Consider the following 15,232-nt stretch of genomic DNA (forward strand, 5'->3'; position numbering starts at 1 on the left):
CCGCCGTTCCGCGAGAACTCGCCGACGGGCCTACTAGGTGGCCGTGCCGTGTGCGCCGTCGCCGCGGGCTTCGATCGCCTCGACCGACTTCCTGAGCTCCTTACCCAGGATGCGCGTGCCGAAGGCTCCGAGCGCGATCGCGAGCAGCCGTCCCTTGAGGTTCTTCCCGTCGCGGACCACGACGACGTCCACGTCGGTCGTCCCAGTGGACTGCGGTGTGAGGGTGTAGGTGTGGCCAGAGGCGCCGCCCCACAGGTTGGAGTCGGTGGTCGTCATCAGGACGTGGTGAGGGTCGGTCCAGTCATAGTGCAGGCGTTCCCAGATGCCGCGCGAGCCCTCCGTGACGTCGGCATCATGAGGACCTTCGTGGTGCACCTCGAGATAGTTGTCGGCGCTGTTGCCGAAGAGTTCCTTGCGGCCCGGGCCGAAATCGGTGAGGCCGGCGAGGAACTGCTCGGGCGTCGCGGTGGTGGTCTGGTGGAGATGGATCGTGGTCATGGCGCCTTCCCCGTGGAGTTGGATGATGCGACTGCATGACGCCCTGGATGGCGTCCCCACCTACGTCGGCAGCCTGCGTGGAGATGCCGCCCCTGTGGTTCGAGGGTAGTCCGCCACCGCCCGCGGGAAAAGTCTTTGCGCAGGTCAGGTCAGGCGCTGAGTGAACCGACGGGCGGTAGGGCCAGCCATATCGTCGGCAGCGGCACCGCGGTCTCCTCGCGTCGCTCCTGCCCGCGTTTCATCTGCAGCTGCATCTGTTCGCTGCGGCGCTCCCGAGCGTCGCGGTCCCGGTCGTCGTCCGCCCGATCCCCGAACGAATCATCGATGCCGGCCGCTGCCACCGGTGCGGCTGCGACTTCTGGGATCGGCGAGGCCGAGACCTTCGTCGTCAACGGGATCACGGCGTGTGGCAGATGCTCGACCTCATCGCACGCATCCGCAGTGGCCAGACCGTCCCCGTTCGGCGCCAACGGCGGCGCGGGATCGGCACTCGTCCAGCTCGCCCGTGCCGCGGGGGTTCGGGTGGTCGGTACCGCGTCCGCCCGCAACCATCCTGCGGTCGAACAACTCGGCGCCATCCCGGTCGACTACCGGGGTGACGTGCCCGAACAGGTTCGCGCCCTCGCCTCGAACGGCGTGGACGCGATCTTCGACCACGTCGGCGGACCCAGAATCGTCGACTCGTTCCGGCTGCTCGCGCCGAATGGCACCCTCGTCTCGCACAGCACGGCCTCCACGAAGGACGTCGAGGACGACTCTCGGCTGCCCGTCCCTCAAGCTCTTCACCCGGCTCACTGTGCGGCGAGGGTGTGCAGCAGGTATCCGCTCGCGCCGCTGAGGGCGCCGATGGTGGCGGCTTTGAACAAGGTCGCCATGTCGATAGGTGCCGAGCCCGCGACGACGCCGCGCAGGTCGAGTTCGGGTGCGTAGGACGGCTGTTGTTCGGCCAGACACAAGGAAGTCAGCAATGACGCTGTGACACACTCATCGGCGCGCTGAGCGCCGCCCTGCTCGTCTGCCCTCACCAGGTGAACGTTGGCCCGTGCGTTCGAAGTTCCGCAACCACCGTGGCGCGGCGTCCTTGCCATGTTTGGGAGCCTCAACTGGGGAATATCCCCGCCCGCGTGGGGAGCACGCAAGCTTCAGTTGGGACCGGTGCGAACCACGGCGAGCACAATAGCGGCGAGAGCCGCGAAGACGATGCCGCGCCCCTCGGCGCACCTCCCTGATCAAGAGCTGCGACAGCCGACCTTCGAACGCGGCACAACCGGAGAACCACACCCATGATCGCCGCGATCGCAGCCCGGATCCCGGCCCCACGCCGGTGCTGAACCCATCTATCGGGAATACGTCGCGCTTCGGCGACTCCTTTAGCGCCGGCGTGATCACTTCCTTGCCCCCCACCCTCGGAATTCGTCCCCATCGACTGCGCGCAGTCCGCGTCCGACTATCCGCACCAGGTGGCCGCCGCCATGCAGGTTGCGGTCTTCCGTGACGCCACCTGCGACGTCAGCCGTCACCGCCGATATGAGCCGACCGCAAACGTTGCCGCTGGGCGGGATTGACCCACCGCAATTCGATCGGCTCAGCCCCGACGCAGATCTGGTTACCCTCGGCATCGATGGCAACGACATGGGAGCCTGCGATGACCATCCAGACCTGCATGAGTCGCACACCGGTCAACCTGCCGAGCGCCGGTTTGCCAGGCGCGCAACACAGTCGACGGCGTCGACCGGGCGAGCCAGGCGATCGCGACCAAAGTACGCGACGTCCTGGACGGCATCCGAACCCGCTCTCCGCTGTTCGCAGGATCACCGGATGCACATCCGCTAGTTCCCGACGGCGATGCCCCCAGCAATACAAGCGCACGCGGTGACTTCGCGCGAAAGCTAGACCGCAACGGCGGCAACCGATTTGACCCACCCCAAAGTTGCACCAAGGGCTGGTGGTCGACTTCTGCAGCTTTCGGTCACGCCCCGCAGTTCGGGGTCGGCGGGATCGGCACGACCATCAGGGAATTACCCAGTTTCGTTCACAAGGAAGTCGAGGCAACAGCAATGCGGTCGTACTCGCGCGCAGGATGGCGTTGCCATTGGCATGGGTCGCGTTGAACGCGGCGGTGAATCGCCGTGCCGCGCTGATGCATGCCTCGTAGAAGAGGTCCACGCACTCGCCGCCGATGTCGGTCCAGTGGATTTGGATCACGACATCAGGCTCCGTGGCGTGCGGTACCGAGTACTCGAACATGTCCATTCCATACGGGCGAAAGTTACTGAAATCAGCGGTAGATGTTATCCGCAGTTGACTGTCGAACGATGCGCTACAGCCCAGACTCCGATGACGGACACTACGGCGGCCGGTTCACCGCTGCGGAGGAATTGGCACCGACGCGGGACGGTGGATTGTCGCGTCCGTACCGAATCGACCGATATCTAGCGCCGCCGGTCAGCGTCGAGTACAAATCGATCTGGCGCCCGGGGAACAGATACCACGCCGACATCCCCATGCGTGCCTCTACTACCTTCTTCGCTTCCCCGGAGTTGTCGAAGGATCTCATCCGCTGGCGCCTTCGTTGACGTAGAGCACTTGCCCAGAGATCAATCCGGATTTTTCGTCTGCATAGAACGAAACGGCGTGTGCGATGCTTTCCGCCAAGCCGATTCCGACAGCGGATTTCTGCGGGAACTTGATCTTTTTGAATTCGTCGAGTTCCACTCCCAACCGCCCATCGGTGACTGGGGTCATGGTTGTCTCGACGACTCCGGGTGTGACCGCATTGACAGTCACCCCGAACTTTCCGAGTTCCTTTGCGAGAACCTTGGTGAATCCTTCCATGCCCGCGTCAGCGGTGGCGTTGTTCCTACCCTGATTGCCTCGTGCAGGTGTGCTGGATACATTGATGATTCGACCCCAACCGCTGTCAATCATGAACGGCTTCGCTGCGCGCGAAATAAGAAAAGAGCCACGCAGGTGGATAGCCATTCCCTCGTCCCGATCCTGGGAGGTCATCTTGTGCGGCAGGCGGCGACGGGCCTCGTCGGCATAGTTCACAACGACCGTTGGTCCGCCGAGTTCGGCACCGACATATTCGATGGCGAAATGAACTTCCTGCTCGTCGGAACTGTCAAGACCGACCGCTATGGCCTCACCACCGTTTCTTCGTATGTGTTCAACGACCGGCCTGCATGAATCCTCGGTCAGATCGGCGACGGCGACAGCGAATCCGTCGACAGCGAGCCGCTTTGCGACCGCAGCGCCGATGCCGGAAGCCGCCCCCGTCACGACCGCAGCGCGGGTGTTCGTCATGACAGTCGCTCCAAAGTCGCCGTGCCTTGACCACTGATGACGCATATGGTCTCGAGTCCGAATTGCTGGGAGTGATTTACTTGAGAATTGACCATTGCGCAAGCAGCCGGAACGGCGGGCATGCCAGGCGGGCGCCTGATTCCGATTCTCTGCAGGTTCACCGCACACCACCAGTTGACTGCACCTCCTGGCACCACTTTCGTGTCGGTTGGCGCCGTGCCGACCCAGGCGATGTTGAAGTTGGACTCACCTGCGTGCTTCCCTTCACCCATGATCAGACGCACGATCTCGGGCGGTTCGCTGGCGGACAAGGTTGCCGATCGGGCACACTGCACACCCATGACTCTGGCCGCATCCTTCAGCGATCCCTCGTCAGATCGTCCGCCCGGTGGTCGTGCATGGACGGTAATAAGGGTGTCAGCCATGGAATCTCCTCAACGCTGGTTTACAAACTATTCTCTTGTTGAATAAATTCGAATCCAGGCCCGATTCGTTTTCGCCAGCCTGTTGGTCGTGGCCCGGACAGGTCACCGACCGGACTCCAGGTCGTTGCACCAGGCTGACGACATCGATGGTGCCTGTTTCAGGATTGCAGCAAAGCCTCGATAGGTTTCGAGAACGCAGCCAGCACAGCAGCTGAGATCACACCGATAACTCCGGTCAGGAAGAAGAAGTGGCCGGCCGACATTGCCGTGTACAACGCTCCGAGCGCTCCATAGATGGTGGCCCCGGCGCCGAGTGTGAGGATCTGGAGCGCGACGAGCTGTGATTGGAATCGTCGCGGTGCGACGCGAGTCGCGAGTGCCAGCCCGATGGGGCCGACCAGGACCTCCGCGAAGCCTGTGATGATGAGGCAACCCGCCACGAACCAGGCTGGAACGGTGCGACCTGGCCACAGTTCGGTGGCCGTCAGCATGAAGTAGGCCGTCGCTGTGACCCCGATACCAAGTGCGTATTTGGTTGCAGTGTTGGTCCGGCCGAGCCACGAGGTCCGCAGCGCCGTGGCTGACAGCGGCGAGACCACGATCAGAGCAATCGATCCGATCACCGCCAGCCATGACTCGGGTATATGCCATCCCCCGACGTTCATATCGACGCGTTCGGTGACAAGCAGGGGCACGGTGGTGAAGACTTGGCCGCTGAGTCCGACAAATACAGACCCGGCGATCCACATCGGCACGAACCCTCGTGTTCTGCGCTTCTCAACTGGAGTGACGTGGTCCGAGGACAGGATTCGACTTATACAGCCGACGAATACGACGATGATCAGGAATCCGGCGAGCAGGTTGACGTTGCTGCCATGGATGAGTCCGGAGGCAACACCGCCGGCGAGGGTCGCGCATACCAGTGCTACGCAGAGCGCCACGTAGCCGAGCTGTTTACGACCTACCGGGTTCTTAACGATGCCCGCGGCGGGGGGAAGTGTTCGCATTGTGGCGGCATATTGGATCAATGCCGCAGCCATACCGATCGCGGCGAGACCGAATGCGACGTGGAAACCGAATCTGCTTTGGGTGAAACCGACACACAGCATGCCAGTGACAGCACCAAGGGAGATCGACATGTAGAAATAGGTGAAACCTGCGTCACGGTCTTCGACTGGTCGATCGTCGTAGAGCAGGCCTACGATAGTGGTGATCGAGGTTTTCAGTGCCCCGGTCCCGACAGAGACCAAAGCCAGCCCGGCGACTAGGCCGGCGATGCTGGGTATCAGTGCCAAAGCGACGTGTCCCAGCATGATGATGATGCCACCGGCCAGGATCATGCTGCGAGGGGAAAGTACCCTGTCGGCAAGCCACGCTCCGGGAATCTGGGCGAGGTAGACGCACGCACCGTAGGCACCGACGATGCCGACTGCGGTCGTCGGCACCAATTCCAAACCGCCATCGTTGATCGAGAACAGCAGGTAGTACGTCAGTGTGCCTTGCAGCCCGTAGTAGCTGAACCGCTCCCACAACTCGGTCAATGAGAGGTTCCAAAGGCCTTTTGGATGTCCTTTGCCGATGTTGTCGGCGCTTCGTTCGTTGAGTTCGGCGGTCATGGTGTCCTACTTCCGGGCAGCGACGCGGGACATGAGCCCGGCGCGGATGATCGTGAGGTCGCAGCACTGAGAGCGGCGGCCACTTCGGTGGCGACGCGTTCGCCGGCTTGTACCGCGCCGTCCATGAATCCGATCCAGTTCGTCGCAGTTTCGGTTCCCGCCCAATGGATGTTGCCGACAGGTGTCCGCACCGCTTCCCCGACCAGAGTCAGCAAGGTGGGAGGGAATGGCGATTCGCATCCTCCGACCCACTGCTCGTTCAGCCAGTCTTGTTGTAGGACGACGATCGGGTTGGCCGCTGCGGGGCCGAAGCAGTCTGTCAGGTCACGGATGTAACGGGCCTCACGCAGTTCGGGACTGTCGAAACTCTCTGCGGGGGAACCGAATTGATGTGGGGTCTGGTGAATCATCATGGTGGTCAGCACTCCGGGTGTTCCGGTGGCCGGAGTGTGGTCGTATATCACCCGCGTCCCCGGACGGTCGCTGACTACAGCACCGTTGAGACCTTCCCCGCGCCAGAACGGTGTGTCGTATACCGCGTGCATCTTGATGCAGCCGGCCATAGACAGCCGATCGTGCAGCAGTTGCCGTCGCGCGGGCAATCGCGGCTCGAAATGGATTTTTCCTGCATCGTGGGGGCTACACGCGATGATCGCTTTTCGCGCCGAGACCTCACCATCCGATGTTTCGATCAGAACCCCGATGGCGCTGGTGCGCACCGTTTGCACCGGCGAGTCGAAGACAACATTGTCGCCCAATCTCTCGGCCAGCCGCAGCGCCAGGTTCTGGGAGCCGCCCTCGAATCGTTCGCTTGCGCCCTTACGCGACTGTTCGAAGCCGCCGCAAGCAGCAAGGAATTGCAGTACGTAGAGCATCGACACCGCCGGCGGCGGTGCGGCCAACATCGAAGTGAATCGCAACCCGAGATACTCGATGATCGCCGGATCGGCGACGCTACGCTCTAGCCACTGCGCCAGACTGATTCCATCCAATTCGGCGGCATCGCCGCAATCCCACGGATGTTCCCGCGACACCGTGCGTGATAGCGCATCCATCTCAGCGACCGTGTTCCGATAGCAGGCTCTGGCGGTATTTCCGAGCGGTGGTTCGACTCCGTCGAAGCGAACCTTGCGCCCACCGACCCACCACAGCACGTCTCCGGAACGGTGCACTTGCGAGCGGTATCTGTTCACACCGAGCTCGTCAGCGAGTGCAATCACGGCGTCCTGTCCGGGTCCGACCCAGGCACCCCCCATTTCGAGAACCGTGTCGAGCACCGGCCCAGAGTTCAACAGCCGACCACCCGGGCGGGCCGATGCTTCCGCGACGATGACACTGTGTCCGGCCTGCCGCAGACGCCATGCCGCTGTCAGCCCCGACAACCCAGCGCCGATGACCACAGCATCTACCGTTGGTGAGCCGATCATTCGATCACCACCGCATCACATTCGATCTCGACGCGCGCACCGTGGTACAGGCCTGCCACCTGAACGAATGCACCACACGAAGGAAGGTGGTCACCGAACACCGCCCTGTGTTCGCTCGCCACGGCCGCGACATCGTCCATCGACGCCAGGTACACCCGCGTTCGGACCACATCGGCAGCTGAGCCGCCGAGCTGATTCACCACGGCAATGGCATTGGCCAGCGCCTGTCGGGCTTGGGCGCCTGCATCCCCGGCGACCAGGCTTCCGTCGTCGAGAGTTCCGACAACGCCGGAAACGTAGACGAACGGCCCGACGCGTAGTCCGGGCGTGGTTCCACACATGCGGTCCGCAGCGCGGACTTGAGGGAGTGTGATGCGTTGGTCGATGTTCAACTCGGGACTCCTGAAACGAGACGGATCGTGCGACTGAGACAGAGTCACGCAGCTATGTGATCTGACTCATACCGCTTATCGTGTCGTCAGACCGCGTCCCGTGGGTGTCTGATACCGGCCATTTGCACCTTCAATGTGGCCGAAATGGGAAGAATCGGATAGGAATATCAAATGGATCGAGTGACTGCGGCGATGACCGCCCTAGCCGACCGCTTGGAGCAGGATCCAACTGAGGCCAAGAATGCGATGCATCGACGGGTCACCGAGGACGTGCCGGAGTACTTCTCCGCGGATCCCGCGGTCACCGCCGCCGGCTACGAAAGCCTCGGCCCGGTCGCCCAGGAGTTCGCGGCCGCGCTTCGCCCGACTGCCACCCCGTTACCAGAGGGCATCCAAGGGCGAATGCTCGAGGAGATCGTGTTCGCCGCCCGGACCGGCATCGCTTGGGACCCACTCGAGGACGCCCTGCGGGCAGGGTTGGCCGGATTGTGGGAGTGGATGATGGCCACCGTACCCAGCCTCGGAGTTGACAGATCCACACAACTCGCGGTTATCGACAGCGGAACTCGCACCCTGTTCCGCTGGTTCGATCACACTATTCGCCACGCCCGTGCGACATACCTCGCAGAAAGAGCTCGACTCGGGCAGTCCGCATCACGCCGACGTGCCGAACTGGTCCGCGATCTGGTCGCAGGCCGACCGGTCAGAGAAGAACAACTCGGCTATCCACTGATGAGATCGCACCTCGCGCTGGTCATCTGGCGACCGGGCGGCATCGTCGACCGGGCGGCGGTGCCACGCTCGACCGACATCGCCGCGGTGATGTCAGCCGACGGCGACCTCGGCTCGATGTGGGTCTTCGCTGCGACAACCACGGCGAACCATCGGGTCGAGGACATCATCGACATGCTCGGTCTCGACGCCGGGATCCGAATAGCGGCGGGTTCGTTCCATCACGGAGCTCATGGCCTCGTGCGCAGCCATCACGAGGCTCTTGCCACCTATTCGCTGGCATTGCAGAAACTCGACGGACGCCCCCGCCGCCTCACCACGTACCGGGAAATCGACCTGGACACGCTGATCATGCGTGATCCGACAGCCGCGTCCCGCATGGCCAGGGCCGAACTCGGTGAGCTAGGCGCCAAGACCGGACGCGCAGAAAGGATCCGCGACACCGTCGCGGTCTATGTCAACAACGCCTGCAGCACTTCTCTCGCGGCGCGGGTTCTCGGGATCAGCGAGCGGACGATTCGAAACCGCCTGCTGACAGCCGAACAGCTACTGGGGGCATCCATCCAGGAGAGGACTGTTCAGCTCGGCGCCGCTCTCCGAATCCACGAGACGATCGCATGGCGTGACCTGCGCGCCGATGAGCTGGTCCTTCCCGCCCCCCATCGAGCAGGCGATTCCTAGCTGCCCAGGCACGAATACCTGCCGATGGACTGTGCGCACTCAGCAGTTCGGTCACTCGTCTATGCGTACCCAGAAGTCGTAAACAGATCCGGAAACAACCCTCGCTTCGGCGATATTTTCCGATATCGGTCATATGCGCTGACGTTTGACCGCCAATCATTCGTCTATGATCCAAATCACAATGAAGCGAGTGCGGGGCGGCCTCGCTCGCCCCGCACCTCCCTGTCTGGCCATCGCATTGACCATTGCCGCCGGAGCTGGCATCAGCCTGGGCGGCCCGGCGGCCGCAGACACGGCAATCGCGCTGCCCGACGGCTTCAAAGCGGGGCCCGGGGTCACCATTTCTCGTGAACAAGAGCGCGCTGTGATCTCCCCTTCGCTCGCGGCCAACGGCGCCGGCCGCGCAGTGTGGGTTTCGGGAATCGCACGAGCCAACGTCACCAGCACCCCCGAAGGGGAAGTCGGTCCGACCAACGGTGCCAGCGGAGCACCGGGCTCCAACAACTCCTCCACGCATGGTGCCTCACAGATCTCGACTGGATACATCGTCGGCTGCCAGGTCAGCATCGCGGAGGATGCGATCAGCGCAGGCGTGTCCGGCGGTATCTCCACCAGCGGAGGCAGCCTCGGCGGGTCGGTCGGTGTGAGTTTGGGACCGGGCCAAGTCAAGTTCGTTCAGATCGATTACAAGGACATCGCCGAGCCCGGCCAGTACTCGGTGGAATACCAGGATGCCGAGATCGAAATCCAAGGATGCGCAGGCTATGCACAGGCCCGTGCGTACACCGTTGTCGAGATCATCGGCGATCACTATTCCAAGACCACGCTCTACGGCGCCCCGTTCAGTATCGGCTGAAGCCGCCTATTTCGTTCACCGCCCCGCTCACTTCGGCGGACTCCCAATCTGAAGGTGATTTCAAATGTTCAAACGCAGAATTCTCACTGGTGTGTGCCTCGCCGCGGCTGCCAGCTTGGCGATCGGCATCCTTGCAGCCGAACCCGCGCTAGCCGACACGATCGTTGCCCTGCCTGGGGCAGAACTGGTGAAGACGCTCTCGGACGGCACGGTCGTAACCGTGCGGATCGTCGGCGAGTCCGTCAACATCAATCCATCGCTGGGATCCACACCAGTGCATCGAAATGCCTGGGTATCCGGCACGGCACAGGTCGAACTCGCCGGAACCGGCGCCGACGCCGGCGGTGTCGTGCTACCCGGCTATACCGTGGGCTGCCAGGTCAACATCGCCGGTGGCGGCGCGGCAGCCGGCGTGGAAGGCGCCTCCGATTGGGAAGGAAATGCAAGCGCAGGTGCCACTACAGGTGGCGAACTGTCGCTCGGACCAGGACAGGCCAAGTCGTTCTACATCCTCGATCGTGAGAAGGCCGATGACTTCGGCAACGAATCGCACAAGGCATACAACGTGTTCTCCGGCCGGAGCGGGTCGGTTGCCTGGTCGGATCAGACGATCGGCCTCACCGGATGCGGCGGCTACGCGCAGGCACGTTCGTTCGTCAGCGTCGAGGTCGTGACCGAGAACGTCACCAGCTGGGTGACCGTATGGGGCCAGCCCTTCAGCCTCGGGTAGCTCACCAGCCGTGCCTGACGAGCGGGCAAGCCGCTCATCGGAGTACCCCCACGCCTACCTGCCATAGGCGCCAACACACGCACAGTAGAAACGCTCGGTCGGACATCCCGGCCGAGCGTTTCTGCTGGTCGGCACCAGAGAGGACGACCGCTACCTGAAGTACGTGGACCAGTCCCGCCCCACCGAGCCAGCGATACCCCGGAGATCACCCCAGGCATGGCTTCCCACATCGGAAGGGAATCAAGAGAAATTGGCCGAGATCGGACCAATCATCGGCCGCCGATGCGCGCACGATCGTGAGGTGACTCACTCCGAACTACCTGACATCAACGCAGCTGTCGCGATCATCGGCGCCGGGCTGTCGGGCTCCGCAGCCGCGCATCACCTGCTCCGACACGGCATCACAGACATCGTGGTCCTCGAGGCCGGCGATCAACCCGGAGGACGGGTTCGCAGCGGAGTGCTTGCCGGCGAACCGGTCGACCTCGGAGCTCAATTCGTTGGCCCGAGTCAAACGTCTCTGCTCAGATTGCTCGCGGATCTCGGATTGTCCACGATCGCCATGCACAAAGCGGGCCGCAACATTGTGCACGATGACGACACCTACAACCATGCCGAGCTCGACCGATTCATATCCGCGCTGACAGATGTCGGCGTAGTGATGAATCTGGCCGAACCGTGGACCCACCCGGATGCCAAGTACCTGGACGGCATAACTGTCAACGAGTGGGCCAGGACTCTCGGGGTCCGAGACACCGAGGTGCTGGCCTTCATCAGCACCACGGTGGAAATGTTCATCTCAGGCTCAGGCGAGTCCGTGTCCGCGCTCTGGTTCGCGTACTTTGTCGCTGCGGCCGGCGGATGGCATGAGCTCGCGGGAGGCACCCTCGATGCACGGGTGTCGGGTGGGGTCCAGCAGGTTGCCCTGCGTGTGGCCGATATTCTCGCCGAACGTGTCCGGCTCCGAAGCCCGGTGACCCAGCTCGAGCACAACAGAGAATCCGTCACTCTCACGACAGAAGACGGATACACCGTCACAGCTGAACGAGTCATTGTCGCGTGCTCCCCCAGTGAGGTTGCTCGCATTCAGTTCGAGCCGCCGCTTCCGTCTGCGCGCACGCGCCTGGACACCGAGTGGACGATGTCGGCAGGAATGAAGTTCGCGATCGCGTTCGAGTCTCCGTTCTGGCGCGATCTCGGTCTCAGCGGCTCGATCTTCCCGTCCAGGACTTCACCGGTCGGAGCAATCATCGACAACACTCCGAAAAACGGATCAGGGCCCGGGGTTCTGATCGGTTTCGCTAACTCGCGACGATTGGCTTCCGGACAGCCCCGACGCATCGACCGTATGGCCGTCGTCGAATCCTATGTTCATGAGATGTTCGGTGTCTCAGCCCCCGCAGCGATCGACTACGTCGAACACATCTGGGCCGAGGAAACATGGATCTCAGGATGTATGTCCCCCAACCGTCCCGGTGTCCTACTGGACTCCTGGCCGACAATTCGTTCGGCGATCGGGCGAATCCACTTCGCAGGAACCGAAACTTCCGACCATTTCAACGGGTACATGGAGGGCGCGGTTCGAGCTGGCCAGCGCGCGGCCGACGAAATCCTCTCTTCACAGCACGAGCTGGACTCTGTGTCCGACGTCCCCGCGACCTGACCGCGGGCATTACCGGCCCTTCATATCACCACAGCACCGAATCGAGAAATCATCCATGAGCTTCCGCAGCCCGTTCTCTGATGTCGACATCCCGGATTTGTCGATCTATGACTTCTTGTTCGGTCAGATCGCTCAGGTCGACCTCGAGAAATCTGCGCTCGTAGATGGAAAGACTGGCAATCGTACGACCTACCGAGAGCTTATCGAGTGCATCGATGCCGTCGCCGGTGCACTGGCGGCGCGCGGTGCACGGGCAGGCGATGTCGTGGCGGTCCTATCGCCGAACAGTCCGCAGTTCGCCGTCGCGTTTCACGGTGCTATCCGTGCCGGCGCGACCGTGACGACCATCAACGCCCTCTATACTTCCGACGAGATCGCAAGCCAGCTCCAAGACTCAGACGCACAGTTTCTATTCACCGCTTCCGCGCTGCTTCCGCAGGCCATGGCGGCAGCTAATAAGGTTCAGATGGATCCGTCGAAGCTGATTGTCCTCGACGATGCGCACGCATGGTTCGGTAGCACGTTGACGGCGCTGTTGGACGAGCAACGGACAGCTCCCGAGGTCGCCATCGATCCGAAGCACCATATCGCTGTGCTGCCTTACTCCTCCGGCACCACTGGTCGGCCGAAAGGGGTAATGCTAACGCACCGTAATCTGGTAGCAAATATCTGCCAGATCGCGCCGCTCGGCGATTTCAACCACGACGATACGTTCCTGGCGGTCCTTCCGTTCTTCCACATCTACGGCCTGACGGTGCTTCTGAATTCGGCGCTGCATTCGCGCGCGACGTTGGTCACGATGGCCAAGTTCGAGCTCGACGACATGCTGCGCGTGGTTGCCGACCACCGGTGCACGTACCTGTTCATTGCGCCTCCGGTCGCGCTTGCGATCGCCAAGCACCCGCTCGACTCCGGACTGGATCTGTCGAGCATCCGAATGGTGATCTCCGGCGCGGCTCCGCTGGACGCCAACTTGGCTCGCATCGTCGCTGACCGCTTGGGCTGCCCTGTTCGCCAAGGCTATGGAATGAGCGAACTGAGCCCCGTCAGCCACGCGATTCCTGCTGGCGAAGCCGGTGATTCCATCGGTTTGGGTTCGGTGGGCTTTCCGGTTCCCAACACCGATAACAAACTCGTCGACCCTGTTTCCGGAGTCGAAATCGACCGTCCGGCTACCGGCACCAGCGAGCCGGGTGAGCTTTGGGTCCGGGGGCCCAATGTCATGGCAGGATATCGGAGTCGCGCTGACGACACCGCCGCGACAATCGATGCCGACGGGTATCTCCACACCGGCGACCTCGCCACTGTCGACGCGCGAGGGATTGTGACGATCACAGACCGGCTCAAGGAGCTGATCAAGTACAAGGGCTACCAAGTTCCCCCCGCTGAGCTCGAAGCGGTTCTTCTCCAGCACCCCGATATTGCCGACGCGGCGGTGGTGGGTGTTCGTGACGGCGACGGCGAGGAAGTGCCGAAGGCCTACATCGTGCTGGTCGACGGCGCTCACGTGGCTCCGTCGGAGGTCATCGACTTCGTGGCAGTACGTGTCGCCCCGCACAAGAAGGTACGACAGGTCGAGTTCATCTCGGCCATACCGAAATCCGCAGCCGGGAAAATCCTCCGCAACCAGCTCCGGACTCCCGCACAAGCCAGCCGATAAGCACACGTAATGGACGTAACGGTTTCGAACTGTTACAGCATTGCGAAACTCAATGAGGAGTGAAGAAATGAGTGAATCGCAGGGCCCCCATCCTCTCCGACACCGTAAGCAGACACGCCGTCTGGCCCGCATGTTCGCGTCCGCCATCGCGGTGACTGCGCTGGTCTCTGCTTGCAGTTCGGCAGCGCAATCTCCAAATGCCCCGGATCAGAATCGGGCAGCGGTCTATTCCACAGCAGCAGGGCGACCGGATCCCGGTTACCCCGCGGGGACAAATGTTCAGAACTTCGTCTACAGCACCACCGACCAAGACCACAATTCGGTTCAGTCCAGCGCTATGCTGCTGATCCCCCCGGGCGATGCGCCCGCTGGCGGCTGGCCGATTGTCGCCTGGGACCACGGAACAACCGGAATGGGCGATGATTGCGCACCCTCGACCACTTCCGGCCCCCACTACTACGCCGGATCGGTGAGCGCGCTGCTTCACGCTGGCTACGCAGTCGTCGCGACCGACTACGTCGGACTCGGCACGCCCGGGACCCACACCTACCTCGTCGCAGACTCTGCCGGTCGAGCCACGATCGACTCGGTACGCGCCGCCAAGACGATCGACAGCAGGCTGTCTGATCGGTGGGCCTCTGTCGGCCATTCGCAGGGCGGCCAAGCATCGTGGGCTACCAATGAACTGGCAGGATCGTACGGATCGGGACTCGACTACCGCGGTGCCGTCGCCATGGCTCCCGTCTCGTCACTGTCCAAAGACATCGATCAAGTCGCGGGCGCCAGCGACCCCATCTTCCAGATGTACTACGTGATGATCCTCGCAGGCATGAGGACTCAAGAAGAATTCGACTACGCCGACTACTTGGGCGAGCAGGCACGGTCGACGCTCCCCAGCCTCGAGAAGCTGTGCGTGATGGAGCTTGCCGAGTACTTCGCCAAGAAGAGCATTCCGGCAGATCAATTCACATTCCGATCCTCGCAAGCTCGCGAAAAACTGGTCGGCCTCCTCCGAGAACACGAGACAGGGCACAGTCCGCTCTCCAGGCCCCTGCTCGTCCTCCACGGCACTGCCGACGTCGATACTCCGATCGAAGGGATCGAGTCGGCGATCGCCGACGCCAAGAGGCTCGGCGGAAATGTGACGTTCACCGCCTTCCCGGGAGTGGGACATGACGAGCTGGCGACTGCAGGAATGCCGGAAACAATAAAGTGGCTCGCCGACAAGTTCTCATCGAATCAATAG

Annotated in this window: 16 protein-coding genes and 1 pseudogene; 7 read left to right on the forward strand and 10 right to left on the reverse strand. The window is 62.5% G+C overall.

The window, feature by feature from the left end; all coding sequences use genetic code 11:
* Positions 1–33: 33 nt before the first annotated feature.
* Both ACWDXS_RS07330 and ACWDXS_RS07335 read right to left on the reverse strand, forming a co-directional pair.
* On the reverse strand, positions 34–498 hold the full coding sequence (locus ACWDXS_RS07330; RefSeq protein WP_449963124.1) for a hypothetical protein: 465 nt from the start codon (positions 496–498) through the stop codon (positions 34–36).
* Positions 499–647: 149 nt separating this feature from the next.
* The gene (locus ACWDXS_RS07335; protein ID WP_449963468.1) at positions 648–1,076 is read right to left on the reverse strand and encodes a hypothetical protein; all 429 of its coding nucleotides are present in this window, start codon (positions 1,074–1,076) and stop codon (positions 648–650) included.
* Between ACWDXS_RS07335 and ACWDXS_RS07340 the strand changes: the two are divergent.
* Positions 1,021–1,179: pseudogene (locus ACWDXS_RS07340) on the forward strand (NADPH:quinone reductase); the annotation flags it as partial. The gene ACWDXS_RS07335 and the pseudogene ACWDXS_RS07340 sit on opposite strands and share 56 nt — an antisense overlap.
* Before the next feature lie 110 nt (positions 1,180–1,289).
* Here the strand turns inward: ACWDXS_RS07340 and ACWDXS_RS07345 are convergent.
* The 8 genes from ACWDXS_RS07345 to ACWDXS_RS07380 all read right to left on the reverse strand — a co-directional run bounded on the left by ACWDXS_RS07345 (position 1,290) and on the right by ACWDXS_RS07380 (position 7,613).
* Positions 1,290–1,523: a lipase family protein gene (locus tag ACWDXS_RS07345; protein ID WP_449963450.1), complete on the reverse strand. Its 234-nt coding sequence runs from the start codon at positions 1,521–1,523 to the stop codon at positions 1,290–1,292.
* Between the two features lie 484 nt (positions 1,524–2,007).
* Positions 2,008–2,172: a hypothetical protein gene (locus tag ACWDXS_RS07350; protein ID WP_449963127.1), complete on the reverse strand. Its 165-nt coding sequence runs from the start codon at positions 2,170–2,172 to the stop codon at positions 2,008–2,010.
* Positions 2,173–2,508: 336 nt separating this feature from the next.
* On the reverse strand, positions 2,509–2,745 hold the full coding sequence (locus tag ACWDXS_RS07355) for a hypothetical protein (RefSeq protein ID WP_449963130.1): 237 nt from the start codon (positions 2,743–2,745) through the stop codon (positions 2,509–2,511).
* 306 nt (positions 2,746–3,051) lie between these two features.
* Positions 3,052–3,804, reverse strand: coding sequence for an SDR family oxidoreductase (locus ACWDXS_RS07360; RefSeq protein ID WP_449963133.1), 753 nt, complete (start codon positions 3,802–3,804; stop codon positions 3,052–3,054).
* A complete protein-coding gene (locus ACWDXS_RS07365) occupies positions 3,801–4,229 on the reverse strand; it encodes a hypothetical protein (RefSeq protein WP_449963136.1) in 429 nt (142 codons plus the stop codon). The genes ACWDXS_RS07360 and ACWDXS_RS07365 overlap by 4 nt, the downstream gene beginning before the upstream one ends.
* A 158-nt stretch (positions 4,230–4,387) precedes the next feature.
* Positions 4,388–5,845 carry a peptide MFS transporter gene (locus ACWDXS_RS07370; RefSeq protein WP_449963139.1) on the reverse strand — a complete coding sequence of 486 codons (1,458 nt, stop codon included), beginning with the start codon at positions 5,843–5,845 and terminating at the stop codon, positions 4,388–4,390.
* Positions 5,842–7,272, reverse strand: coding sequence for a flavin monoamine oxidase family protein (locus ACWDXS_RS07375; protein ID WP_449963142.1), 1,431 nt, complete (start codon positions 7,270–7,272; stop codon positions 5,842–5,844). Before ACWDXS_RS07375 ends, ACWDXS_RS07370 begins: the two co-directional genes overlap by 4 nt.
* Positions 7,269–7,613, reverse strand: a complete 345-nt coding sequence (locus ACWDXS_RS07380; protein WP_449963145.1) for a RidA family protein — start codon at positions 7,611–7,613, stop codon at positions 7,269–7,271. The genes ACWDXS_RS07375 and ACWDXS_RS07380 overlap by 4 nt, the downstream gene beginning before the upstream one ends.
* Positions 7,614–7,835: 222 nt before the next feature.
* Here ACWDXS_RS07380 and ACWDXS_RS07385 point away from each other — a divergent pair, with 222 nt between their 5' ends.
* The 6 genes from ACWDXS_RS07385 (at position 7,836) to ACWDXS_RS07410 (ending at position 15,232) form a co-directional block, all read left to right on the forward strand.
* Positions 7,836–9,077, forward strand: coding sequence for a PucR family transcriptional regulator (locus ACWDXS_RS07385; RefSeq protein ID WP_449963148.1), 1,242 nt, complete (start codon positions 7,836–7,838; stop codon positions 9,075–9,077).
* 166 nt (positions 9,078–9,243) lie between these two features.
* Positions 9,244–9,933 carry an MspA family porin gene (locus ACWDXS_RS07390; protein ID WP_449963151.1) on the forward strand — a complete coding sequence of 230 codons (690 nt, stop codon included), beginning with the start codon at positions 9,244–9,246 and terminating at the stop codon, positions 9,931–9,933.
* A gap of 64 nt (positions 9,934–9,997) precedes the next feature.
* Positions 9,998–10,663, forward strand: a complete 666-nt coding sequence (locus ACWDXS_RS07395; protein WP_449963154.1) for an MspA family porin — start codon at positions 9,998–10,000, stop codon at positions 10,661–10,663.
* Between the two features lie 301 nt (positions 10,664–10,964).
* Complete coding sequence (locus ACWDXS_RS07400; protein ID WP_449963157.1) at positions 10,965–12,326, forward strand: flavin monoamine oxidase family protein; 1,362 nt, start codon at positions 10,965–10,967, stop codon at positions 12,324–12,326.
* Between the two features lie 55 nt (positions 12,327–12,381).
* Complete coding sequence (locus ACWDXS_RS07405; RefSeq protein ID WP_449963160.1) at positions 12,382–13,986, forward strand: AMP-binding protein; 1,605 nt, start codon at positions 12,382–12,384, stop codon at positions 13,984–13,986.
* Positions 13,987–14,053: 67 nt separating this feature from the next.
* The gene (locus ACWDXS_RS07410; RefSeq protein WP_449963163.1) at positions 14,054–15,232 is read left to right on the forward strand and encodes an alpha/beta fold hydrolase; all 1,179 of its coding nucleotides are present in this window, start codon (positions 14,054–14,056) and stop codon (positions 15,230–15,232) included.

Source organism: Nocardia sp. NPDC003183 (genome assembly GCF_053590715.1).